At 62.2% G+C, this 21129-nt stretch carries 25 protein-coding genes; 22 read left to right on the forward strand and 3 right to left on the reverse strand.

What is annotated here, in order from left to right:
• Nucleotides 1-16 precede the first annotated feature (16 nt).
• The gene (gene mobA, locus ACYVIA_RS01550) at nt 17-616 is read right to left on the reverse strand and encodes a molybdenum cofactor guanylyltransferase MobA (protein ID WP_460837216.1); all 600 of its coding nucleotides are present in this window, start codon (nt 614-616) and stop codon (nt 17-19) included.
• A 199-nt stretch (nt 617-815) separates the two neighbouring features.
• Between mobA and ACYVIA_RS01555 the strand changes: the two genes are divergently transcribed.
• The 17 genes from ACYVIA_RS01555 (at nt 816) to ACYVIA_RS01635 (ending at nt 16016) form a co-directional block, all read left to right on the forward strand.
• Nucleotides 816-1430, forward strand: coding sequence for a DUF3306 domain-containing protein (locus tag ACYVIA_RS01555; RefSeq protein WP_460837218.1), 615 nt, complete (start codon nt 816-818; stop codon nt 1428-1430).
• Between the two features lie 13 nt (nt 1431-1443).
• Entirely contained in the window at nt 1444-3519 is a 2076-nt protein-coding gene (locus tag ACYVIA_RS01560) for a 4Fe-4S binding protein (protein ID WP_460837220.1), read from the forward strand.
• 265 nt (nt 3520-3784) lie between these two features.
• The gene (locus ACYVIA_RS01565; RefSeq protein ID WP_460837222.1) at nt 3785-4525 is read left to right on the forward strand and encodes a TorD/DmsD family molecular chaperone; all 741 of its coding nucleotides are present in this window, start codon (nt 3785-3787) and stop codon (nt 4523-4525) included.
• On the forward strand, nt 4522-4737 hold the full coding sequence (locus tag ACYVIA_RS01570) for a formate dehydrogenase (RefSeq protein ID WP_460837224.1): 216 nt from the start codon (nt 4522-4524) through the stop codon (nt 4735-4737). Before ACYVIA_RS01565 ends, ACYVIA_RS01570 begins: the two co-directional genes overlap by 4 nt.
• 2 nt (nt 4738-4739) lie before the next feature.
• Entirely contained in the window at nt 4740-7673 is a 2934-nt protein-coding gene (locus ACYVIA_RS01575) for a formate dehydrogenase subunit alpha (protein ID WP_460837225.1), read from the forward strand.
• A 19-nt stretch (nt 7674-7692) separates the two neighbouring features.
• On the forward strand, nt 7693-8373 hold the full coding sequence (gene fdh3B, locus ACYVIA_RS01580; RefSeq protein WP_460837227.1) for a formate dehydrogenase FDH3 subunit beta: 681 nt from the start codon (nt 7693-7695) through the stop codon (nt 8371-8373).
• Entirely contained in the window at nt 8370-8588 is a 219-nt protein-coding gene (locus tag ACYVIA_RS01585) for a hypothetical protein (protein ID WP_460837228.1), read from the forward strand. Before fdh3B ends, ACYVIA_RS01585 begins: the two co-directional genes overlap by 4 nt.
• A 104-nt stretch (nt 8589-8692) precedes the next feature.
• Entirely contained in the window at nt 8693-9766 is a 1074-nt protein-coding gene (locus ACYVIA_RS01590) for a formate dehydrogenase subunit gamma (RefSeq protein WP_460837230.1), read from the forward strand.
• Nucleotides 9767-9776: 10 nt separating this feature from the next.
• On the forward strand, nt 9777-10337 hold the full coding sequence (locus tag ACYVIA_RS01595) for a hypothetical protein (protein ID WP_460837233.1): 561 nt from the start codon (nt 9777-9779) through the stop codon (nt 10335-10337).
• 11 nt (nt 10338-10348) lie between these two features.
• Entirely contained in the window at nt 10349-10759 is a 411-nt protein-coding gene (locus ACYVIA_RS01600; RefSeq protein WP_460837235.1) for a hypothetical protein, read from the forward strand.
• A 95-nt stretch (nt 10760-10854) separates the two neighbouring features.
• Complete coding sequence (locus ACYVIA_RS01605) at nt 10855-11295, forward strand: DUF3305 domain-containing protein (protein ID WP_460837236.1); 441 nt, start codon at nt 10855-10857, stop codon at nt 11293-11295.
• A gap of 37 nt (nt 11296-11332) precedes the next feature.
• Entirely contained in the window at nt 11333-12187 is an 855-nt protein-coding gene (locus ACYVIA_RS01610) for a formate dehydrogenase accessory sulfurtransferase FdhD (RefSeq protein WP_460837626.1), read from the forward strand.
• 33 nt (nt 12188-12220) lie between these two features.
• Nucleotides 12221-12928, forward strand: a complete 708-nt coding sequence (locus ACYVIA_RS01615) for an ABC transporter permease (RefSeq protein WP_460837237.1) — start codon at nt 12221-12223, stop codon at nt 12926-12928.
• An 11-nt stretch (nt 12929-12939) separates the two neighbouring features.
• Nucleotides 12940-13623: an energy-coupling factor ABC transporter ATP-binding protein gene (locus ACYVIA_RS01620; RefSeq protein WP_460837238.1), complete on the forward strand. Its 684-nt coding sequence runs from the start codon at nt 12940-12942 to the stop codon at nt 13621-13623.
• 124 nt (nt 13624-13747) lie between these two features.
• Nucleotides 13748-14248 carry a hemerythrin domain-containing protein gene (locus tag ACYVIA_RS01625; protein WP_460837240.1) on the forward strand — a complete coding sequence of 167 codons (501 nt, stop codon included), beginning with the start codon at nt 13748-13750 and terminating at the stop codon, nt 14246-14248.
• 246 nt (nt 14249-14494) lie between these two features.
• Nucleotides 14495-15322, forward strand: a complete 828-nt coding sequence (locus ACYVIA_RS01630) for an ABC transporter substrate-binding protein (protein ID WP_460837242.1) — start codon at nt 14495-14497, stop codon at nt 15320-15322.
• A 250-nt stretch (nt 15323-15572) separates the two neighbouring features.
• Entirely contained in the window at nt 15573-16016 is a 444-nt protein-coding gene (locus tag ACYVIA_RS01635; protein ID WP_460837245.1) for a CopD family protein, read from the forward strand.
• Nucleotides 16017-16206: 190 nt separating this feature from the next.
• Here ACYVIA_RS01635 and ACYVIA_RS01640 read toward each other — a convergent pair whose 3' ends face one another.
• Nucleotides 16207-16440: a DUF3072 domain-containing protein gene (locus tag ACYVIA_RS01640; protein WP_460837247.1), complete on the reverse strand. Its 234-nt coding sequence runs from the start codon at nt 16438-16440 to the stop codon at nt 16207-16209.
• Nucleotides 16441-16597: 157 nt separating this feature from the next.
• On the opposite strand from ACYVIA_RS01640, the gene ACYVIA_RS01645 reads away from it, so the two are divergent.
• Nucleotides 16598-16789, forward strand: a complete 192-nt coding sequence (locus ACYVIA_RS01645) for a hypothetical protein (RefSeq protein ID WP_460837249.1) — start codon at nt 16598-16600, stop codon at nt 16787-16789.
• A 34-nt stretch (nt 16790-16823) separates the two neighbouring features.
• Here the strand turns inward: ACYVIA_RS01645 and ACYVIA_RS01650 are convergent, their stop codons facing one another.
• Nucleotides 16824-17855: a GlxA family transcriptional regulator gene (locus ACYVIA_RS01650; protein ID WP_460837250.1), complete on the reverse strand. Its 1032-nt coding sequence runs from the start codon at nt 17853-17855 to the stop codon at nt 16824-16826.
• A gap of 266 nt (nt 17856-18121) precedes the next feature.
• Between ACYVIA_RS01650 and ACYVIA_RS01655 the strand changes: the two genes are divergently transcribed.
• The 4 genes from ACYVIA_RS01655 to ACYVIA_RS01670 all read left to right on the forward strand — a co-directional run bounded on the left by ACYVIA_RS01655 (nt 18122) and on the right by ACYVIA_RS01670 (nt 21086).
• Complete coding sequence (locus ACYVIA_RS01655; protein WP_460837252.1) at nt 18122-19096, forward strand: homocysteine S-methyltransferase family protein; 975 nt, start codon at nt 18122-18124, stop codon at nt 19094-19096.
• Between the two features lie 190 nt (nt 19097-19286).
• Nucleotides 19287-19745: a universal stress protein gene (locus ACYVIA_RS01660; RefSeq protein WP_460837254.1), complete on the forward strand. Its 459-nt coding sequence runs from the start codon at nt 19287-19289 to the stop codon at nt 19743-19745.
• 52 nt (nt 19746-19797) lie between these two features.
• Complete coding sequence (locus ACYVIA_RS01665; protein ID WP_460837256.1) at nt 19798-20472, forward strand: hypothetical protein; 675 nt, start codon at nt 19798-19800, stop codon at nt 20470-20472.
• Between the two features lie 371 nt (nt 20473-20843).
• Nucleotides 20844-21086, forward strand: a complete 243-nt coding sequence (locus ACYVIA_RS01670) for a hypothetical protein (protein ID WP_460837258.1) — start codon at nt 20844-20846, stop codon at nt 21084-21086.
• The last annotated feature ends 43 nt before the right edge of the window (nt 21087-21129 follow it).

The following is a 21129-nucleotide window of genomic DNA, read 5'->3' on the forward strand; positions in this document are numbered from 1 at the left end:
AAGGTTGAATGGGAGTTCAGGTCGGCTCGAAGCGGTTGAGCTCTTCGATGGTGTTGATATTGCGGAAACCGGATTCGTCCGGGAACGGCACTTCGACAAAGCGCAGCGACCGGTACCAGGTCTCGATCTTGCGATTGCCCTTGTCCAGGTAATCGGTCAGGTGCGGCAGCAGTGACGTTTTCATCAGGCAGAACACCGGATGCCGCTGGAAGGTGTCTCCTCCGCCCGTCACGGCGACGGCGACTTCGGCATCCTTTTCCGCCAGCGCAGCGGCAAGGCGTGCCACCAGGTCTTCCGGCAGGAAAGGAGAGTCGCAAGGGGAAGTGACGAGGTAGTCGGTCTTGCAATGACCGAGCCCGGTCTGCATGCCGGCGAGCGGGCCTTCAAAGCCGGTGAGCTGGTCCGGCCACACGGGCAGGCCAAAGCCCTTGTACGTATCGATATTCTGGTTGGCATTGACCATCAGCGAACCGACTTGCGGCGCAAGCCGTGCGATCACATGCGCCACCATCGGCTTGCCGCGGAACGGCCGCAATCCCTTGTCCACACTGCCCATGCGGGTACCGCGTCCGCCGGCCAAAATGAGCCCGCTAATCTGGTTGATGTCGATTGTCATGGAATGGGGAATAGCGAAGGTGCCTCATTGTAAATCGGTGGCAATAGGCTGTCGATTCGCGGACCGGGGCAAGAAGTTTCCCGGTTGCGCTTCCGGACTGCTCCAGATCAATCGAGATGCACTTAGGCGGCTTCACCACGCACAAGCGATTTCATTGCGCGCAATATTGAGCATCGTCACACGATGAAGACAGGCATGCATGGACGCTGAAAACTTCTTCTCGCGCTGGTCGCGGCGCAAGGCGCAGGCCCGGCAGGAACAGCAGGATCAGCCATCGACCACCGAGGAAGATCACGCGACAGACGAACCGGCGGCGCAGCCCGTGCAGGAACCGCCGCCCACCATGGAAGACGTCGCGGCACTGACACCGCAATCCGATTTCCGCCGCTTTCTCGCGCAAGGCGTCGATCCTGCCGTGCGGCGCTCGGCGATGAAAAAGATGATTTCCGATCCGCATTTCAATGTGATTGACGGGCTGGATATTTATATGGACGACTACAACAAGTTCCAGCCTCTGCCCGACGCAATGCTTGCCGCGCTGAACCATGCACAAGGCGTGTTGAATCCGCAGCCCTTGTTCGACAGCACACCCGAAAAGCTGATCGAGGAGACGGGCGACAGCGCCAGCAGCGCGAGCAAGGCCGCCGACATGGAGCCGCCTGTCCAGCATGAAGAAATCGAAGCACGGACCGGCTCCTTGACCCCGCCTGCGCCCGAAAGTCCGACAGAAGACGGCACGCAGCAGGAACAAACGGAAAACACCGAAAAACCGGAGGATGGCCCAGACCATGGCAACGAGATTTCACGTATGTAATTGCAACCGCTCCATGCCGCTCGACAATGCTGCCGGCGCGGCGCTCGGACGTGTTCTCGACAGCGGCGCGTTGCCGGTTGCGTCGCAACTGTGTAGGCGCGAAGTCGGCCAGTATCTCGATGCGCTGGACGGCAACGACAAGCTGGTGGTCGCCTGCACGCAGGAACAGGCGCTGTTTTCGGAACTGGCGGATCGGAAGCAGGCGGTGGCACCGCTACGCTTCGTCAACATCCGCGAGACCGGTGGATGGGGAGCGGAGGCAAGAGAGGCGTTGCCGAAAATCGCCGCGCTGCTGGCTGCCGCTGCGCTGCCCGAGCCGGAACCGGTGCCGGAGATCGAGTATGAATCGGCGGGGCGGGTGCTGGTGATCGGACCGTCGGCATTGGCGCTTCCATGGGCGCAACGCCTTCATGCGATGGCCGGCGAACTGGACCTGAGCGTGCTGCTGACCTCCGGCCATGGCGGCGAGCCTTTGCTCGACCGGCCTTATCCAAGCTATTCCGGCTCGCATGTACGCGTGCAGGGCTGGCTGGGCGAATTCAAGGTCACGTGGCGGCAATCTAACCCGATCGATCTGGAGCTGTGCACGCGATGCAATGCCTGCCTGCAGGCTTGCCCCGAAGGCGCCATCGACCTGAGCTACCAGATCAACCTGGAGGCATGCCGCGCGCATCGCGATTGCGTTGCGGCATGCGGGCCGGTACGGGCGATCGATTTTGCGCGCAGCGATGCCGAGCGCGGTGGCGATTTCGACCTCGTTCTTGATTTGTCGGAGCAACCCTTGCTGCGACAGCATCAACTGCCGCACGGCTACTTCGCACCCGGATCGTCGGAGGCGAAGCAGGCAGAGCAGGCGCTGGCACTGGCCGGCATGGTCGGGCGATTCGGCAAGCCGAAATACTTTCAGTACAAGGAAAAGATCTGTGCGCATGGCCGCAACCGGAAGACAGGCTGCACTGCCTGCGTGGATATCTGTTCTGCCGAGGCAATCAGCAGCATTGGCGACCACGTCAGGGTCGATCCGCACCTGTGCGCGGGATGCGGTGCGTGCACCACAGTCTGTCCGTCCGGTGCGATGTCGTACGCCTATCCGCGTACGCCCGACATGGGGAGCAGGCTGCGTGCCATGCTTTCCGCTTACCGCCAGGCAGGGGGGCGGAATCCGGCATTCCTGCTGCATGACGGGAAGCGTGGCGCAGAACTGGTCAACCAGCTCGGCCGGCTGGCCGGTGCGGGCGGTGCGCGCGGCGTCCCGGCGCGGGTCATGCCGCTCGGATTGCATCACGTGGCTTCCTGCGGGATCGATGTCTGGCTCTCCGCAATCGCTTACGGCGCCAGCAATATCCTGATCCTCACCACCGGCGACGAGGCACCGCAATACCTCGATGCTCTTCTTCAGCAGATCGGCTTTGCCCAAGTCATCCTGTCCGGGCTTGGTTATGCCGGCACGCATATCGAATTGCTGCGCGTGGAGAACGCACTCGAACTCGATACGGAGCTGGCCCGCATCACGCCGGCGCAGGCGCCGGAACAGCACGCCACCTTCCATATCCTGCCGGACAAGCGCACGACGCTCGACTTCGCTTTCGAGCACCTGTTCCGCCACGCACCAACGTCGCAAGAGGAGATTGCCTTGCCGGCCGGTGCGCCATTCGGCACGCTGGCGGTGGACCGGGATGCCTGCACCCTTTGCATGTCGTGTGTCGGTGCCTGCCCGGAAGCAGCGCTGAATGCAAATCCCGCTTCGCCGCAGCTGCGCTTCATCGAGCGCAACTGCGTGCAGTGCGGATTGTGCGCCGCAACCTGCCCGGAACAGGCGATAACGCTCGTGCCGCGTCTTGCAATGGATGACGCGGTGCGCAAGCCGGTGGTGCTCAACGAGACTGAGCCGTTTCACTGCATCCGCTGCAACAAGCCGTTCGGCACGGTGAAGATGATGGAAAACATGCTGGGCAGGCTGGCAAGCCACGGCGCATTTGCCGGCAACCTCGATCGCCTGCGCATGTGCGGCGATTGCCGGGTGGCGGACATGATGTTGGCCGGACAGGTGATGTCGGTCACGTCAGTGTCGCGTCCGCGCGATGTGTAAAGCGCCGAGCGGAAAGACCGGTTCGTAACGGGTTTGTAACGACGGGTTCCGCTGCTGCAGACAACCAGGATGCTGTCTGCAGCACCTTTGATCTTCCACAAAATACGCGTTGATGTGCGCCGGATGCGCGCACCACAGCGGAACATCTTTGCATTCCATCTTTCAATTGCATAAGGACAGTTGCACGAGGCGGCATGCCGCTGGTTGTCTGCCCGAGGTCACTCACAAACACGGCGCGCACCGTGGTGCGCAGGATCTCGCAAGAATGAATGCAACGGAAGCGGCAACGATTTCATCCCGGGCGGCCTTCCTCCCGCTGCCACAGGAAGACCAGGCGCGTGCCGACATGTATGCGCTGATGGCCAACCTGTTGCTGCGTCCGCCGGATGCGCAGCTGCTGTCCGTCATTGCCGAAGCCAGTCCGCTCCAGGCTGCCCAGCCGCAAAATGCGCTCGCGCGCACATGGAACGCGCTGATCGACGCCGCTCGCACCGCCAGCCTGCGGCAGGTTGAGGAACAGTTTGACGCCTTGTTCATCGGCACCGGCACACCACGGCTCAATCCCTACGCCTCGTATTACCTGGCCGGCTTTCTCATGGAAAAGCCGCTGGCGGCGTTGCGCGACGACCTTGCTGTGCTAGGCCTGCAGCGCAGGCAAGGCACGGGCGAACTGGAAGACCATCTCGGCGCGCTGTGCGAAGCCATGTGCATGCTGATCAGCGGTGCGCCGGACCTGCCGCGCCGCACCACGCAGGAACAGAAGACCTTCTTTACCCGGCATATCGCACCGTGGTTTGCGCGCTGCCTGGATGATATCCGCCGTGCCGACGAGACTGCCGATGAGGTGCCCAGCGAGGCGCCGGAGGGCGCTTATTTCTACCGGCATATTGCCGACTTCGCCGAGGCGTTCCTGCAGCTCGAAGTGGAAGCCTTCGCCATGGAACGCGATGCAATTGATGACGCTGCAAATGCGCAGCAACACGCAATGGAAGGGCAGACGAGATGAGCAACTCCCGTGCATTCCGGTTTGTTCCCCGGCGGCGCACCTTGCTGGCCGCCATTGGCACGTCGGCGGCCGCGGCAGCGGTGCTGCTGACGAAACGCGAGCAGCTCGCCCAGGAACTGGCGCTTCCCGACAAGGAAGAAAGCGCTCCGGAGAGTGTCGGTTATCACGAGACCGAGCACATCCGGAAATACTATCGTTCCGTCGGGTTCTAACCATGAGCCTCGTAAAGAAATCCGGCACGCCGCATCGGGCAAACGGAAATGGCGGCAATGGTGGCACGGGTGGCACTGGTGGCACAGCGGGCGGCCTCGTCGGGTCGCTTCAGCGGGGGCTCAGCCAGGCTGCGGCGGCGACGGTCGACCGGCGCGGCTTCCTGCTCCGCGCGGGCCTCGTGGCAGGTGCTGGTGCACTGGCGCGTCACCTGCCGTTCAATGTGATCGAACCGGCTGCGGCAGCGCAGGAGTTGCCGCCCAGTGCGCCTGGCAAGACGGAAATGAAGCACACCGTTTGCAGCCATTGTTCGGTCGGCTGCTCGGTGGAAGCGATCGTGCATAACGGTGTCTGGGTGCGGCAGGACACGGCTTTCGATTCCCCGCTCAACATGGGCGCGCACTGCGCAAAGGGCGCATCGTTGCGCGAGCATGGCCATGGCGAACACCGCCTGCGTTATCCGATGAAGCTGGTTGACGGCAAGTACCAGCGCATTTCCTGGGACCAGGCGCTCAATGAGGTGGGCGACAAGCTGCTGCAGATCCGCGAGAAGGCCGGGCAGGATGCGGTGTTCTGGATCGGTTCTTCCAAGCACAACAACGAGCAGTCTTACCTGCTGCGCAAGTTCGTGTCGATGTGGGGCAGCAACAATACCGACCATCAGGCGCGCATCTGCCATTCCACCACCGTCGCCGGCGTCGCGCAGACCTACGGCTACGGTGCGATGACGAATTCCTTCAACGACTTGCACAAGACCAAGGCGGTGATGTTCATCGGGTCCAACCCGTCGGAGGCGCATCCGATCTCGATGCTGCATTTCCTGCATGCGAAGGAATTGGGCGCGAAAATGATCGTGGTCGATCCGCGCTTTACCCGCACCGCACGCTTTGCGCATCACTATGTGCGCATCCGCCCCGGCACCGACATCCCCTTCGTCTGGGGCGTACTGTGGCATATCTTCGAGAACGGCTGGGAAGACAAGAAGTACATTGCCGAGCGTACCTACGGCATGGAAGAGGTGCGCAAGGAAGTAGCGAAGTGGACGCCCGACAAGGTATCGAACGTAACCGGCGTGCCGGAAGCGGCGGTACGGCTGGCAGCGGAGATGTTGGCAAAGAACAGGCCTTCTTCGGTGGTGTGGTGCATGGGCATCACGCAGCACCATGTCGGCACCGGCAACGTGCGCGCGCTGTCGATCCTGCAACTAGCGCTCGGCAACATCGGCGTCGCGGGCGGCGGGGCCAACATCTATCGCGGCCATGACAACGTGCAGGGCGCAACCGACGTCGGCCCGAACCCCGATTCGCTGCCGGGCTACTACGGGCTGGCGGAAGGCGCGTGGAAGCATTTCGCCAATGTCTGGGGCGTGGATTACAACTGGCTGCTGTCGCGCTATGCATCCAAGGAGCTGATGGAAAAGCCCGGCATGACGGTGTCGCGCTGGTTCGACGGCGTGCTGGAAAAGAATGAGTTCGTCGACCAGCCGAACACGCTGCGCGCTGTCATCTACTGGGGCCATGCGCCCAACAGCCAGACGCGCCTGCCGGACATGAAGGCGGCGATGCAGAAGCTCGACATGCTGGTTGTGATCGATCCGTATCCGACGATGACGGCGGCGATGCATGGGCGCAAGGATGGCGTCTACCTGCTGCCGGCGGCGACGCAGTTCGAGACGCAGGGATCGGTGACGGCGTCCAACCGCAGCATCCAGTGGCGCGAGCGGGTGATCCAGCCCATCTTCGAATGCAAGACCGACCACGAGATCATGTACCTGTTTGCGAAGAAGTTCGGTTTCGCGGAAGAACTGTGCAAGAACATCAAGGTGGTCAACAACGAGCCGGTCATCGAGGACATCCTGCGCGAGATCAACCGCGCCTGCTGGACCATCGGCTACACCGGCTGCTCGCCGGAACGGCTGAAGCTGCACATGAACAACAAGCACACCTTCAACCCGACCACGCTGCGCGCCGAGTCGGGGCCGTGCAAGGGCGACTACTACGGCCTGCCATGGCCGTGCTGGGGCACGCCGGAACTCAAGCACCCCGGCACGCCGATCCTGTACGACCTGTCCAAGCCAGTAATTGAAGGCGGCCTGCCGTTCCGCGCCAACTGGGGCGTGGAGCGCAATGGCGAAACGCTGCTGGCGGCGGACGGCTCGACGACCAAGGACAGTGAACTCGACATCGGCTATCCGGAATTCGACCATGTGTTCCTGAAGAAGCTCGGCTGGTGGAGCGACCTGACGCCGGAGGAACAGGCGCAGGCCGAGGGCAAGAACTGGAAGACGGATATCTCCGGCGGCATCATCCGCGTCGTGATCCAGCACGGCTGCGCGCCGTTCGGCAATGCGCGGGCGCGCTGCAATGTGTGGAACTTCCCCGACCCGGTGCCGGTGCACCGCGAGCCGCTGATGACGCCGCGCCAGGACCTCATCGCGCAATACCCGACCTATGACAACAAGGCCGCGTTCTGGCGGCTGCCGACGCTGTACAAGGCAGTGCAGCAGAAGAACTTCGCGCAGGACTATCCGCTGATCATGACTTCCGGCCGCCTCGTGGAATATGAAGGCGGCGGCGACGAGACGCGCTCCAACCCGTGGCTGGCGGAGCTGCAGCAGGCGATGTTTGTCGAGATCAGTCCGGTCGATGCGCGGCGCATCGGCGTCGTCAGCAAGGAATTCGTCTGGGTGGAAACACCGACCGGCGCGCGGCTGAAGGTGCATGCAATGGTGACGCCGCGCGTGCCGCAGGGGCTGGTGTGGATGCCTTACCACTTCGGCGGCTGGTGGATGGGCGAGGACCAGCTGAAGAATTATCCGGAGGGCGCAGCGCCCATCGTGCGCGGCGAGGCGGCGAACACCGGCTGGACCTACGGCTACGACATCGTGACGATGATGCAGGAGACCAAAGTGTCGCTGTGCCGGGTGGTCAGGGTGTGACTGAAATCGGAGACGCGCAATGGCAGCCAGAATGAAATTCATCTGCGACACGGAGCGTTGCATCGACTGCAACGGCTGCGTCACGGCATGCAAGAACGAGAATGAAACGCCGTGGGGTGTGAACCGGCGGCGGGTGGTCACGATCAACGACGGCATGCCGGGTGAGCACTACATGTCGGTGGCCTGCATGCACTGCACCGACGCGCCGTGCATGGCGGTCTGTCCGGTCGATTGCTTCTATCACACGGAAGACGGCATCGTGCTGCATGACAAGGACACCTGCATCGGCTGCGGCTACTGCTACTACGCCTGTCCTTTCGGCGCGCCGCAGTTTCCGGACACCGGCGCCTTCAACCATCGCGGCAAGATGGACAAGTGCACCTTCTGCGCGGGCGGGCCGGAACCGGACAACTCCGAAGTGGAGTTCAAGAAATACGGCCGCAACCGCATCAGCGAGGGCAAGCTGCCGGTGTGCGCGGAACAGTGCGGCACCAAGGCGCTGATCGGCGGCGACGCCAACATCATCGCCGGCATCTACAAGCAACGCGTGGAAACACGCGGCTACGGGCCGGAATTGTGGGGCTGGGATATTGCCTACGAGACCAAACCAGGCGAGCGCACGAAGGCCATTGGCGGCGAAAAACCGACCAATGCCATCCCCGGCGACTTCCAGAACAACCCGAGAAAGCTGCCGACATGACACGCACAAACTTTTTTGCGCTCGCCGTTGCCGCCTTCCTGCTCACGGGCTGCCTGGAAGTGGAACAGCATCCGGTGTGGAGAAACGGTGAATACAACGGCAAGAAGGACAACCTGCACCAGACGGCGTATTTTCATAACGACAAGCTGGCCTGGAATGCGGCGATTGCCAACCGCAACCACAAGCAGAACGAATACCGGCGCACCAATCCGTAAACTGTGACCAAGAGTGATGGAAAGTGACGGAAGGCGCGTGGAACAAGGAGTCGGACATGCATAGCTCGGCCATACTGCCTCACCTCCGCGTACAAGATGCCCTCGTGCGCAGGCTTCTTCTGGTTCTCGCCTCGGTCGTGATGCTGGCGTTGTGGATGACGACGGCACAGGCTGCCGTCCCGCATGAAAGCGCAAAGCCCGCCTATGCGGAAGAGCAGACCATCCTGCAGTCGGAGCAGGGCCTGCCGCAGCCGGGCTTCGGTTCGGCGGCCTCCGGGCGGCAGCACTTTGACCGGCATTTCATCATTCCGCCCGGCTTCATGAACGAGCAGGACGTGATCCTGCAGCGCGGTGGCAATACCTGGCGCAACCTGCGCAACGGCCCGTTTGCCACCGTGTCTGGCACGGTGCTGCTGGTGGTGCCGTTCCTGATCTTCCTGTTCTACAAGGCGGTTGGCCCGATCCGGATGGAGCGAGGGGAAACCGGCCAGCATATCCAGCGCTTCACGAACTGGCAGCGGCTGATCCACTGGGCAACGGCAATCACCTTCATCACCCTCGCCATCACCGGCATCATCACGCTGTTTGGCAAGCAGATCATGCTGCCGTGGATGGGGCATGAAGTCTTCTCCTGGTTTGCGGTGATCTCCAAATACCTGCACAACTTTGTCGGCCCGCTGTTCATCCTGTGCTCGCTGCTGATGTTCTTTACTTTCGTGCGGCGCAATTTTTTCCGCCGCACCGACTGGGACTGGATGAAGCAGGCATCGAAGCTGTCGACCAACAAGCACATGCCGGCAGGCTTCTTCAATCCCGGCGAGAAGTTCTGGTTCTGGGGCGGGCTGGTGCTGCTCGGCCTGCTGATGTCCATTACCGGGCTGATGCTGAATTTTCCGTACTTTAAGAGCATCAGCCCCAACAGCTACGGGCTGACACGCTACGCGCTGCAGATGGCGGACTACCTGCACATCATCGGCGCGACGCTCTACATCGCGCTGGCAATGGGGCACATCTACATCGGCACGGTCGGCACGCCCGGCGCCTACAACGCGATGCGCCATGGCACCGTCGATGCGGAATGGGCACGCACGCACCATGAGCTCTGGTACCAGGAGGTCGTGGGCGGCAGCCATTACGACAACGTTCCGCAGGGGACATCCCCGTGGCAGCACTCATGAGGGGAGCATCGTGACGATCCGTACAGCGAAGTTGTGTGGCTTGCTGCTGGCAATGCCGCTTGCTGCAGTATCACTGCCGGGCTGCGACCGGGCGGGCCAGGAGCGGGAAGCGAAGCAGACCGGATTCCCCGGTCAGGTGACTGCAGGCGGTGGTACCAGCGGCGAAGTGATGGCGCGCGCCGCGTCTGCTGCCAATACCACTGCTTCCATGCCTGCCGGCACGCCGGGCATTCCGCAGGGTTCCGGCGGCACGACCGGCGGTGCGGCAATGGGAGGTACGTCGCCTCCCGGCGAAGTCTCGCAGCAGCAACCTCCACAGCAACCTCCTCAGCCGCCTGCCCAGCAATCGGCGCCCGGAGGCGGTGCGACGCAGGAGGGCGTGCGCGGCCAGTCCGCTGCGGGCACGGGTTCGAGCGGGACGCCGGGTGTGCCGGAAGGCTCGGGCGGCAATACGAGCGGCGCGGCCATGGGCGGCGCGACCGGTGGCGCAGCAGCGTCGCAGGCGGCGCCACCAGCGTCACCACCCGGCGGCGCACCACCGAGCGTGCCGGCGCAGCAAGAGAAAAGATAGCGAGGTCGGCAATGAAGAACAGCATCGTTCGTTTCATGGTCGCGTTGGCAGCGGCATGCGCATCCGGCATGACAGCGGCCAAGCTGCCGGATCCGTCGCCCGAGCAGCAGCAAGCCGCCGCCGCGAAAAAGCAGCAGGCAGCCGAGCAGGCAGAAAAGGAAAAGAAGGAACTCGCCGCATCGATGGATCGCATCAGCAACCATTGGCGCAAGCGTGCCGCGGAAAAGGGGTGGAAAACGCACTCGCCTACACCGGTGCAGGCAACCAGCGGCATTTCCGCATCCGGCGCGCAATCCAGCGCGTCCGGCCAGCCCGGCGGCAAGCAGGGCGCGGCGGCAGCAAAGCAGCCGATCCGCAGCGAAAAGGCAGGTACGGCGCCGCCCAGCGAGGATGTGAAAAATCCGGCGGAGAAGGGTAAATGAGGGGTAAATGAGGCGCAAATGAGGCGCAAACAAGGGGCTGGTAGCGCAGAAGGCGCAGTGCAAGGAAGGACAAGGAAAAGACAGAGGAGGACAGCATGCTCATGGACAGCCTGCCGATTGCGGTGCTGATGCAGCGGCAGAAGATCAACCATCCTTGGTCGGATGCGTCGTGGTCCGCGGTTGGCGTGATGGCGGACAAGGGAGGACTGCCGCCCCTGCAAACGGTGAGCGAGACCGCCGACCAGTTGCAGTACCTCGTAACCGGCCTGCGGCTCGACCTGTATCCGGACGAGAACGACGGCTATTTCGAAAACTGGGTCGCGCCCGAGCCCAAGGTCTTCGTCATGTGGCGCATGGAGGACGAACGCGCAATGCCCGTCGTCGCTTCCGTCAGCTATGGCGAGGGCACCCGCATGCTGGATTCTGGCGAGGCAGCGGACGGCGTGCCGATGCCGGTCGATATCTACGCCTGGCTTGCCGACTACCTGCAGACGCATTACCAGCCGCGTCCGCGCCGCGGGCGCGAGCACGGATAAGGCCCATCAGAAAGGCACGCATTCCATGTCCCTCCCCATGCCCCGGCTTCCGCAACTGAGCCATGCCAGCATCGGCCTCACCTACGGCGTGGAGGCGATTGACGAGCGCGGGCGCACCTCGTCGATCCTGATTCCTGCCGAGCGCGCGCTGACCGTCTATGTCGACCGGCGCGAACTGGTGACGCTGATGACGCTGGGCGGCGCACCGGAGGCGCTGACGCTTGGCTACCTGCGCAACCAGCGGCTGGTGCGCTCTATCGAGGACATTCATTCCATCCATGTGGACTGGGACGTGGAAGCAGTCGCCGTCAAGACCGTGCACGGCATCGACGACATCGAGCAGCGCACCGCGAAAAAGGTGGTGACTACCGGCTGCGGCCAGGGCTCGGTGTTCGGCTCCCTGATGGATGAGGTGGACACGATTTGCCTGTCGGCCGAGGCGCGGCTGCGGCAGTCCACGCTGTACCGCATTGTCGACACCATCCGTACCCAGCAGTCGATCTACAAGCAGGCCGGATCCGTGCACGGCTGCGCGCTGTTCTCGGCGGACGGCGAAATGCTGTACTTCGTCGAGGACGTCGGGCGCCACAATGCGGTCGATTCCATTGCCGGCAAGATGTGGCTGGACGGCGTGGAGGGCGGCGACAAGGTGTTCTACACCACCGGCAGGCTCACGTCGGAGATGGTGATCAAGGGCGCGCAGATGGGCATTCCCTTCCTGCTGTCCCGCTCCGGCACCACGCAGATGGGGCACATGGTGGCGCAGCGGCTCGGCATGTCCTTGCTGGCACGCTGCACTGGCAAGCACTTCCTGCTGCTGACCGGCAAGGAGCGCATGATCCTCGAGCCGCAGCTTGCGGCGCCGGCCGACGATGTGCTGCGGCTGGCATGAAATGGGCACCGTGCGGGATGTGAGCATGTATCCATGCAGCTGACAGATTCGATCCGCGACGCCTTCCTGCTGCTGCTTTCCGGCGATGCCGGACTGTGGCGCATCATCTGGGTCTCGCTGAAGACCTCCCTGGTCGCATTGGTGATCGCCACGCCGTTGGCGATCGCTGCCGGCTATGCGATTGCGATGCACCGTTTTCCGGGACGCCGCTTTGTCATCTGGCTCGCGCAGGCGGCGCTGTCGCTGCCTACCGTACTGATCGGCCTGCTGCTTTACCTGATGCTGTCGCGCCAGGGGCCGCTGGGTGAGCTGCGCTGGCTGTTCTCCCAGCCCGGCATCATCGCCGGCCAGATGCTGATTGCCTTGCCGGTGCTTACCGCGTTTTCGCTCGCCGCCATCCAGAGCGCCGACCCGCGGCTGGCGGAGACGGCCATTGCGCTCGGCGCTTCCCGCTGGCGCGTGATGCGCACGGTGCTGCATGAAGTGCGATTCGGAATGATGGCGGCGATCATTCACGGCTTCGGCCGTGTCATCTCGGAAGTCGGCTGCGCCATCATGATCGGCGGGAACATCGCCGGCGAAACACGCACCATCACCACAGCGATTGCGCTGGAAACCAGCAAGGGCGAGTTTGCGCAGGGTATTGCGCTGGGTATCGTGCTGGTCTTTGTCGCACTCGTCATTAACGCCTTGCTGGTCTTGCTGCAGGGCGATCCGCGTCCGGCCCGGGGAACCGCATGATGGGGGGGCGAATGACATCCTTGCTCGTGGTTCACCGCCTGAAGAAATCCTTCGGCGAGCGGGTGCTGTTCGACATCGATGTGCTGACCATCCGGCAATCGAGCGCCTGCGTGCTGACCGGGCTGAACGGGGCAGGGAAGAGCACGCTGCTGCGCATTCTTGCGGGTTTGGAAAGCGCCGAGGTTGGCAGCGCCGAGTTCATGGGGGAGAGCGTACGACTCGCCGTCCATCCCGCGTATCCCAAAGCCATGCGCGAACAGGTCGTGTATGTGCACCAGCATCCGGTACTGTTCTCCACTGGCGTTGCGGACAATATCGCCTTCGGCCTGCGAGCACGGGGCCTGCCGAAGCGAGAAATCGACCGGCGTGTGGAGCAGGCGATGGATTGGGCGGGCGTCGCCCATTTGCATGCGAGCAAGCCGCACACCTTGTCCGGCGGCGAGAAGCAGCGCGTGGCGCTGGCCCGCGCCAAGGTGCTGGAGCCGAAATTGCTGTTGCTGGACGAGCCGACCTCCAGCCTCGACGGCGCCGCACGCGAGCAGGTCATCGCCTTGATTCCTTCGCTGGTCGCCGCAGGCAGCAGCGTCATCATGGCCTGCCACGACCGCGACCTGATCGCCTTGCCCGGTGTGCAACGGCTGAAGTTGCAGGACGGCCGGCTGCAGGCACGCCAGAATCGCATGCGCGTTGCGTGAATGGGAACGTTCGCGGCTTCTGTGGTTGTCCGTCGTTGACCGTCGCCGTTCGTTCTGAACTTTGGACTTGCCCCTTCATCGAACCTGCTTGTCGCTGCAACTAAGCTGAGTAATGGAGGCCAGAATGGATACCGAGATGAGCGAAAACCGTGGCGCCTTTCCCGTGGACCGGCCGGTCGAAGCGCTGCTGCGGGACCACAACCTGTTCCGCAAGCTGGCGGACGCCTTTACACGCAGCCAGGACGAGGAAGTCAGGAAGCAGGCGGCATTGCAGATCCTGTTGCTGCTCGACAGCCACACGCAGCTGGAAGAAAGTGCGTTTTATCCGGCGGTGCGCGACGTCGATCCGGCGATGATCGACCACTTCCTGCAAGAGCACCAGAGAACGGATGACATGCTGCAGCCTCTGCGGACGGCGCCGCTTGACGACCCGCAGGCAGAGCAGTTGTTGCGGCAGGTCATCGACATCACGCTGCACCACATGCAGGAAGAGGAAACGCAGTTTTTCCCGAAGCTGCAACAGGCACACCTCGACATGGCCGATATCGGCCTGCGCATGCAGGCGGCCGAGGCGAATTTCTCGCATGTCGAGGCGCGTACCGGTCAACAAGGTCCGCGGCGATAGCGTGAATGAAGCGCCTGAAGATGTGATTGAGTCCGCACGGTGATGAAAGCTCTGCGGCCGCAGTGCATTCATGCTGCATCGTGGCGCTTCGGCAGTCTCTCCTTTGTGAAGCGTTCCCGGCTTCCTCTGTACCTCGTTTCCTGCACCGCTATGGCAGGGCGATTCTCGACTGGATTTTGAGATATCTCTTCATCGCGCTTCCTGAAACTCCTGAAGATGGACACCTGTCGACAAGGAGAAGCTGGCATGTTGAGCGCATTCAGATCACGTCTTTCCCGGGCGGCGGCACTTGCCGCCGTTTTGCTGCTGGCACAGCTTCCGGTATCGGCGCAGCAGGTGCTTCGCCTGTCCACGACGACCAGCACGGACAACTCCGGCCTGCTGCAATACCTGCTGCCGTCCTTCGAGGCGGAATCCGGACTGAAGGTGCAGGTGATCGCGGTGGGCACCGGTAAGGCGCTGGAGCTGGCAAAGAACGGCGACGTCGACGTAACACTCGTGCACGCACGCAAGGCGGAGGACCGGTTCGTGATGGAAGGCTATGGCGTCAACCGCCGCGACGTGATGTACAACGACTTCATCATCGTCGGGCCGGATAATGATCCCGCCGGCATCCGCGGCATGAAGGACGTCATCGCAGCGATGAAGAAGATCGTCGACACCAATGCGCGCTTCATTTCTCGCGGCGACAATTCCGGTACCGACCAGATGGAGCAGGCTTACTGGAAGGAGGCCGGTGTGAAACCGTCAGGCAGCAACTACGTCTCCGCCGGGCTCGGCATGGGACAGGTACTGACGATGGCGCAGGAAATGCAGGCCTACACGCTGACCGATCGCGCCACCTACGTTGCTTACCGCGCAAAGACAGGACTGACAGTGGCCGTCGAGGGCGACGAAAAAATGTTCAACCCCTACGGCATCATCGCCGTCAACCCGGCAAAGCACCCGGACGCCAACTACAAGGGGGCGATGCAACTGGTCAAGTGGATCACCTCGCCAGCCGGCCAGCAGCGCATCGGCGAGTTCCGCGTCGATGGCCAGCAGCTGTTCTTCCCCATGGCGCAAAGTCGTTGAGCGACGCGCTGCCGTCGCACCGAGCCGGCGCACGCTGGCCCGGATGCAAGCGCGGGAAGGTAGCGCTGATTCTGGATTCCGCTTCAGGTTTTCCTGCCGATCATTCCCGGCCTTCCGGCGGATGCCTCGCCGTCCGCTATCCCCCTTTACCTCTGCTGGGTGGAAAGCTAAGTTGCTTCACGGATTAACGTGAAGCAACCTAAAATACTCCATCCTCAACAGAAGCCCAACGGCAAACACCCCTCCTGCGATGTACAGCTACATTCTCCTGCTTCACATCCTAGCCGCCACCGTCTGGACCGGCGGTCATCTGGTGCTCGCGACGACGGTGCTGCCGCGTGCGCTCGCTGCGCGCGACCCGACAATCCTCCTGGCGTTCGAGTCGGGATTCGAGCGCGTCGGCATGCCGGCGCTGTTGATCCAGATCGCGTCCGGTCTGTGGATGGCGCAGTCGATGGTGCCCGACGTGCGGATGTGGTTTTCCCTTTCGAGCGCGCCGGCGATGCTCATTACGTTCAAACTGGCGCTGCTGGCAATTACGCTGATCACGGCGCTGGATGCGCGCTTGCGCATCATTCCGACGCTCAGCGCAGAAACGCTGCCTGCATTGGCGCGCAGGGTGGCTCTTGTCACGACGGTGTCCGTGCTCTTCGTCGTGGTCGGTGTGTCATTCCGTGGCGGATTGCTTGTTTGACACCGCCTCGCAAGAGGGCGATGCCACGCCGGGCCGTCTGCGCACGTTTCGACAGTCGGTCAGCCACCTGCCTTGATTTTACTCAACGGAAAAATTTCCTTAGAGATCATGGACATAAGGTGGCTTATCCCTACTTATCCACAGTATTGACCACAGCAAATGTGAATAAGCTGTGCACGGCACCGAGCGATCAGTGGCGCGCGCCGCTGTCCATGCCGCGGCCTGTCTTTTGCTGCAATTCATCGATGCGCTCGGAAGCCTGTGCTTTCGTCAGCGTGTCATCCATCTCTTCGCCTGCTTCCTCGGACAGTGTTTTCAGGTAGGACCGCTGGGCGCCTGTCATCGGCTCGTCGCCGGTCGTCCAGTCTTTCGGATCCTTCACCATGTTGCTCTGCTGCGCATCCTCTTGCGTTCGCTTGTCCATTTGTTTCTCCTCTGCTGACAGTCAATCAACGCTTGCATGGTGGACTGTATGTTTGTACAGTTAGTTCCTCGGCATCGCCGTTGTAGGAACGGCGAGCGGAACGGAAGGCGAGGGATGTTGTGTTCGCAATCCTTGCCAGGAAAGGAGGGGAGATGAAATGAAAACAGGAAGTGCGTTATCGCACCTGAAAGAAGGAGAGCTTTGCATTGTCACGACACCAAAGGGTGAGTTCGAGGCGCGATGGAGCGTGGCAAGCTGGTGCTTCTATCACCTCGATCGCGGCACGCCGGTTGTCTTGCGCGCGGAGGAGATCGACGAATGGCGGCCGGTATCGGTCGCAGGACATTGAACTGGCAAGGCATCCCGACGCCTGACCCGTTCCTTCATCCGCCATGCTCGATGGCGTGGCGCAATGCGCCGAAGCGTCTGCGGTATTGCGCCGGTGTCAGGTTGACGTGGCGCCGGAACAGCCGGCTGAAAAAGCCGGCGTCTTCATAACCCACTTCGTTCGCAATCTCTTCCACAGGCTGCTTGCCGGATTCCAGCATCTGCTTGGCTTCTTCGAGCCGCAGCGTATGCACGTATTCGAGCGGCGACATGCCGGTCGCCTGCTGAAAACGCCGCTTGAAGGAGCGCTCCGCGATTCCGGACAGCGCAATCATTGCATTGACCGGCGCAGGTTCCGCGTAATGGTCGGCGATCCATCGCTGGCAGCGCGCGATCAGCGCATCTTCCGTCTGCCGCGTTTGCGCGAGACGGGCGAAGGGCTGTTGCCCGATGTCGTGCCAGTCGATCATGTTCAGGCGAGCGGTCTGCATTGCGATGTCGACGCTGCACAGGCGTGCGATGAGATAGAGCGCCAGATCCAGCCAGGTAGTGCCGCCACCTGCCATGATCAGCCGCTGTCCTTCGCCCGACGCAACGAGCGCGCGCTGGCGTCGGACCTTGATGTTGGGATAGCGGCGGCTCATCAGGTCGCAATAAGCCCAGTGCGTCGTCGCCTCGCAGCCGTCGAGCAGACCCGCCTCGGCAAGAAGGATGGCGCCGGAACAGGCGGTTGCCACGATCTTGCCGGCGGCGTAACTTCTGCGCAGGCAGTCGATTTCCTCTCGAAAGCGTCCGTCAAGCGGTTCGCCCGGAGGCACCGTCAGCTCGGGCACACATACCACATCCATCTGCGCGCACAGGTCCAGTCCGCCTTCCGGTGACACCCGTACATTGTTTCCTATTACGAATGCACTGCCATGGCAGGACAGGATTTTCGGCAGGATCACCTGCCTGCCCGGTGATCCCTCGCAGATGACGTGCCAGTCGCGCCCCGCTGACATGAACAGGTCGTACATGCCGTAAACCACGGAGGCCGAGGTTTCCGGGAACGCTAGGATCGCGACCTGTATCGGTGCTTTGTCATCCATGGCCGATATGTCCGGTTGATTACCGAAATGGCTTTAGTGGCAGGGGCATGCCGGGTTTACCTTGAAGGCTCGCATCGAAGTAGCCAGACACGCAATGCCAATGCCCCGACGTTTCCCTGCCGCGTTCTGCGCATGTCCTGGTTGCTGCTTCCGGGGGCAAGGATCTGCGCCGCTACCGGCTTTGACAGTGCGGATCGCCTCACAGTGCAAGCTTTCCTGCGCCGATGCACGACGTATCGCCACCACCTGTCTGAAGGAGACACATCATGAGCCAATATCGCCAACGCCTGCCGCAGCTGAGTGACCGCCTCTTCATCACCGATGGCGGGCTCGAAACCACGCTGATCTTTCACGAGGGCATCGACCTGCCGTACTTTGCCGCATTCGACCTGCTGAAAGACGAAGCGGGGACCGCGGTGCTCGAGCATTACTACCGCCGCTACGCCGACATGGCGGCCGAACGCGGTGTGGGCCTCGTGCTGGAAGCGCCGACCTGGCGTGCCAATCCTGACTGGGGAGCGAAGCTCGGCTACGACGATGCCGCGTTGAATGATGCGAACCGCAAGGCGATCTCGTTGCTGCTGCGCATCCGTGCCGCGTACGAGACGCCCGCAACGCCCATCGTCATCAGCGGCAACCTGGGCCCGCGCGGTGACGGTTACCGGCCTGACTTGCGGATGACGGTGGCGCAGGCAGAGAACTATCACCGGGCGCAGGTGACATGCTTTGCCCGGACGGATGCCGACATGGCCGCCGCATTCACGATGAACTATGTCGAGGAAGCAATCGGCATCGTCAAGGCTGCGAAGGCGTGCGGCATTCCGGTCGCAATCTCCTTCACTCTGGAGACCGACGGACGTTTGCCATCCGGCGATACCTTGCAGGATGCGATTGTCCGCACCGATGACGAGACTGATGCGTATGCCGTGTACTACATGCTCAACTGCGCGCACCCGACACATTTTGCACAGCGGCTTGAGGAGGGCGGCGCATGGACCGACAGGATTCGCGGCTTGCGCGCAAATGCATCCCGGCGCAGCCATGCGGAACTGGATGAGGCGGCCGACCTGGACGATGGCAATCCCGGCGAGCTCGGAGACGCGTACGGCGCCTTGTACCGCTTCCTGCCGCGGATGACGGTGGTCGGCGGCTGTTGCGGCACCGACCATCGTCATGTCGGAGCGACCTGTGGCGTGATGGAACGACGCTTTGCGCCAGGCAAGACAGCCTTGGCCGCATGATGTACCGCTGTTGTTTCAGCTAAAAGCGCGCCGCGCTGTTTGCTACCATGGAAGCAGGCTGCATCGTGGTTCCATCGTGGGCCGAAAGCGCGATGCCGCCGAAGTTCCGGCTGCGGATGGCTTGCTGGAGTGGGCTCGAACAACGCCGTCGCGCGCAGCGCACCTGGTCTGATGAACGGAAAGGAGCGTCATGTACAAGCACATCCTGTTGCCGACCGATGGCTCGGCATTGTCAAGGCAAGCCGTGACGAGCGGCATCCTGTTTGCAAAGAACACGGGCGCCACCGTGGTCGGTGTCCATGTCCTTCCTTCTCCGCATCCCGACCAGCTGGAAGCATGGATGCATCATGACGCGCACTTCATTGACCGGCGCCATGCCTTGTTCGAGAAGTTTGCGAACGAGCACCTTGCCTTTATCTCGAACAGTGCGCTGGCCGAAGAGGTCCCGTGCACTTGCAAGCTGGTGAAGGCGGATGAGCCGTATCTCGGCATTATCAAGACGGCAGAGCAGACGCATTGCGACCTGATCTACATGGCGTCGCATGGCTGGAAGGGCGGGGAGCAGCAGCTTCCCGGCAGCGAGACGCTGAAGGTGCTGGTGCACAGCAGGATCCCGGTGCTGGTGCACAAGCCCAGTCAAGGCGATTGACCGGCAGCTGACGGGTAGCTGACCGCTTTTCCAGTGGCATGTAAAGCGCACAATGCACCCAATCCATCCCGCCCAACTTGTCACGCAGCTTGGCGGCACCTATTCGGCGGAACTGGGCATCGACCTGTCCGATGGGAGCGCGGCGGAGATCCAACAATGGTTCCTTGCCGCCATCCTGTTCGGGGCGAGGATTTCCGAGGAGCTTGCGGAACGCACGTATCGCGAGTTCGAGCACGCCCGCCTTCTTACGCCGAAAAGGATTGTCGATGCGGGCTGGGACCGTCTGGTTGAAGTGCTGGATCGGGGCGGCTACGCTCGCTACGACTTCAAGACGGCGACCAAGCTGCTCGAAGTCAACCGAGCGCTGCTGCACGAATACAGGGGCGACCTGAATCTGCTGCATGCAGCGGTAAGCGATCCTGACGACCTCGAGCGCAGGCTCAAGGGGCTGGGCAAAGGCATCGGTGACGTCACCGTCAACATCTTCCTGCGTGAACTGCGCGGCATCTGGTATAAGGCTGCGCCCCTGCCATCCGATCGTGTGGTCGCGGCCGCGCAGCAACTGCATTACGTTTCCTCCCGGCTGCGCAGCCGCGCGCATGTTCTTCAGGAACTGCAGCAGCGATGGGAGCAGGACGGGGGCGATACAAGGGCGTTTACAGATTTTGAGGCGGCATTGGTGCGATACGGTCATACGCGGCGCACGCAGGGCAGGGCAGCGCGCTAACACCCAACCAAGGAGGACCGGATATGAAACGACATCGGTGTCGCATGACAATGGCGACCGTTGCCGGATTGCGCGTGTCGGGTTTGCCAATGGATGGTTTTTTTCATACGGAAAGTTGCGACGCAGCATGAGAGAAACCGAGAGAAATCAAGCATTTATCCGTTCCTGGGCTGGATAAAATTTGCTTTTTATTCAAGGACTTAACTGTTTTGCAACGCAAAAAAGATGTCGCGTAGATGCAACTTTTAGTTGGTCATGTTGCTGCAGCGCAGCGTCCGAGGAGTAAGCTTAGGCATGCGTGAATTGACCGCCCGGGCCTGACCCGGACCGATTGATGATCGCGCTTGTTTTTACTTCTTGGGAACACTGCAATGTTGATTCACGCTGAACACGAGTTCACCAGTTTCCTGGCTGCATGGCCGGCTTCGGAACACCGCATCGTCCATCTGTATGAACTCGATCCCACCCACGTCGCGGCGGAGCCGGGCGCGCAAGTTCACCGCATCTCCGCCGGGCGCCATAGTGCGAACGCCTCCCGGTCGCCATTGCCGTTTTGCCTGTCGGCCGAGTACGCCCCGGCGGCAGTGCTGCTCGAGCTGGATCCGACACACTAAAACTTATTCCGATGTGATCCGCACCAGTAACGCGCACCATTCA

This window comes from Noviherbaspirillum agri, from assembly GCF_054780595.1.

Excerpts from the sequence above, each read along its gene's own strand:
- mobA (WP_460837216.1), bottom strand. The coding sequence starts at position 616 with ATGACAATCGACATCAACCAGATTAGCGGGCTCATTTTGGCCGGCGGA.
- ACYVIA_RS01555 (WP_460837218.1), top strand. The coding sequence starts at position 816 with ATGGACGCTGAAAACTTCTTCTCGCGCTGGTCGCGGCGCAAGGCGCAG.
- ACYVIA_RS01560 (WP_460837220.1), top strand. The coding sequence starts at position 1,444 with ATGCCGCTCGACAATGCTGCCGGCGCGGCGCTCGGACGTGTTCTCGAC.
- ACYVIA_RS01565 (WP_460837222.1), top strand. The coding sequence starts at position 3,785 with ATGAATGCAACGGAAGCGGCAACGATTTCATCCCGGGCGGCCTTCCTC.
- ACYVIA_RS01570 (WP_460837224.1), top strand. The coding sequence starts at position 4,522 with ATGAGCAACTCCCGTGCATTCCGGTTTGTTCCCCGGCGGCGCACCTTG.
- ACYVIA_RS01575 (WP_460837225.1), top strand. The coding sequence starts at position 4,740 with ATGAGCCTCGTAAAGAAATCCGGCACGCCGCATCGGGCAAACGGAAAT.
- fdh3B (WP_460837227.1), top strand. The coding sequence starts at position 7,693 with ATGGCAGCCAGAATGAAATTCATCTGCGACACGGAGCGTTGCATCGAC.
- ACYVIA_RS01585 (WP_460837228.1), top strand. The coding sequence starts at position 8,370 with ATGACACGCACAAACTTTTTTGCGCTCGCCGTTGCCGCCTTCCTGCTC.
- ACYVIA_RS01600 (WP_460837235.1), top strand. The coding sequence starts at position 10,349 with ATGAAGAACAGCATCGTTCGTTTCATGGTCGCGTTGGCAGCGGCATGC.
- ACYVIA_RS01605 (WP_460837236.1), top strand. The coding sequence starts at position 10,855 with ATGCTCATGGACAGCCTGCCGATTGCGGTGCTGATGCAGCGGCAGAAG.
- ACYVIA_RS01610 (WP_460837626.1), top strand. The coding sequence starts at position 11,333 with ATGCCCCGGCTTCCGCAACTGAGCCATGCCAGCATCGGCCTCACCTAC.
- ACYVIA_RS01615 (WP_460837237.1), top strand. The coding sequence starts at position 12,221 with ATGCAGCTGACAGATTCGATCCGCGACGCCTTCCTGCTGCTGCTTTCC.
- ACYVIA_RS01620 (WP_460837238.1), top strand. The coding sequence starts at position 12,940 with ATGACATCCTTGCTCGTGGTTCACCGCCTGAAGAAATCCTTCGGCGAG.
- ACYVIA_RS01625 (WP_460837240.1), top strand. The coding sequence starts at position 13,748 with ATGGATACCGAGATGAGCGAAAACCGTGGCGCCTTTCCCGTGGACCGG.
- ACYVIA_RS01630 (WP_460837242.1), top strand. The coding sequence starts at position 14,495 with ATGTTGAGCGCATTCAGATCACGTCTTTCCCGGGCGGCGGCACTTGCC.
- ACYVIA_RS01635 (WP_460837245.1), top strand. The coding sequence starts at position 15,573 with ATGTACAGCTACATTCTCCTGCTTCACATCCTAGCCGCCACCGTCTGG.
- ACYVIA_RS01640 (WP_460837247.1), bottom strand. The coding sequence starts at position 16,440 with ATGGACAAGCGAACGCAAGAGGATGCGCAGCAGAGCAACATGGTGAAG.
- ACYVIA_RS01645 (WP_460837249.1), top strand. The coding sequence starts at position 16,598 with ATGAAAACAGGAAGTGCGTTATCGCACCTGAAAGAAGGAGAGCTTTGC.
- ACYVIA_RS01650 (WP_460837250.1), bottom strand. The coding sequence starts at position 17,855 with ATGGATGACAAAGCACCGATACAGGTCGCGATCCTAGCGTTCCCGGAA.
- ACYVIA_RS01655 (WP_460837252.1), top strand. The coding sequence starts at position 18,122 with ATGAGCCAATATCGCCAACGCCTGCCGCAGCTGAGTGACCGCCTCTTC.
- ACYVIA_RS01660 (WP_460837254.1), top strand. The coding sequence starts at position 19,287 with ATGTACAAGCACATCCTGTTGCCGACCGATGGCTCGGCATTGTCAAGG.
- ACYVIA_RS01665 (WP_460837256.1), top strand. The coding sequence starts at position 19,798 with ATGCACCCAATCCATCCCGCCCAACTTGTCACGCAGCTTGGCGGCACC.
- ACYVIA_RS01670 (WP_460837258.1), top strand. The coding sequence starts at position 20,844 with ATGTTGATTCACGCTGAACACGAGTTCACCAGTTTCCTGGCTGCATGG.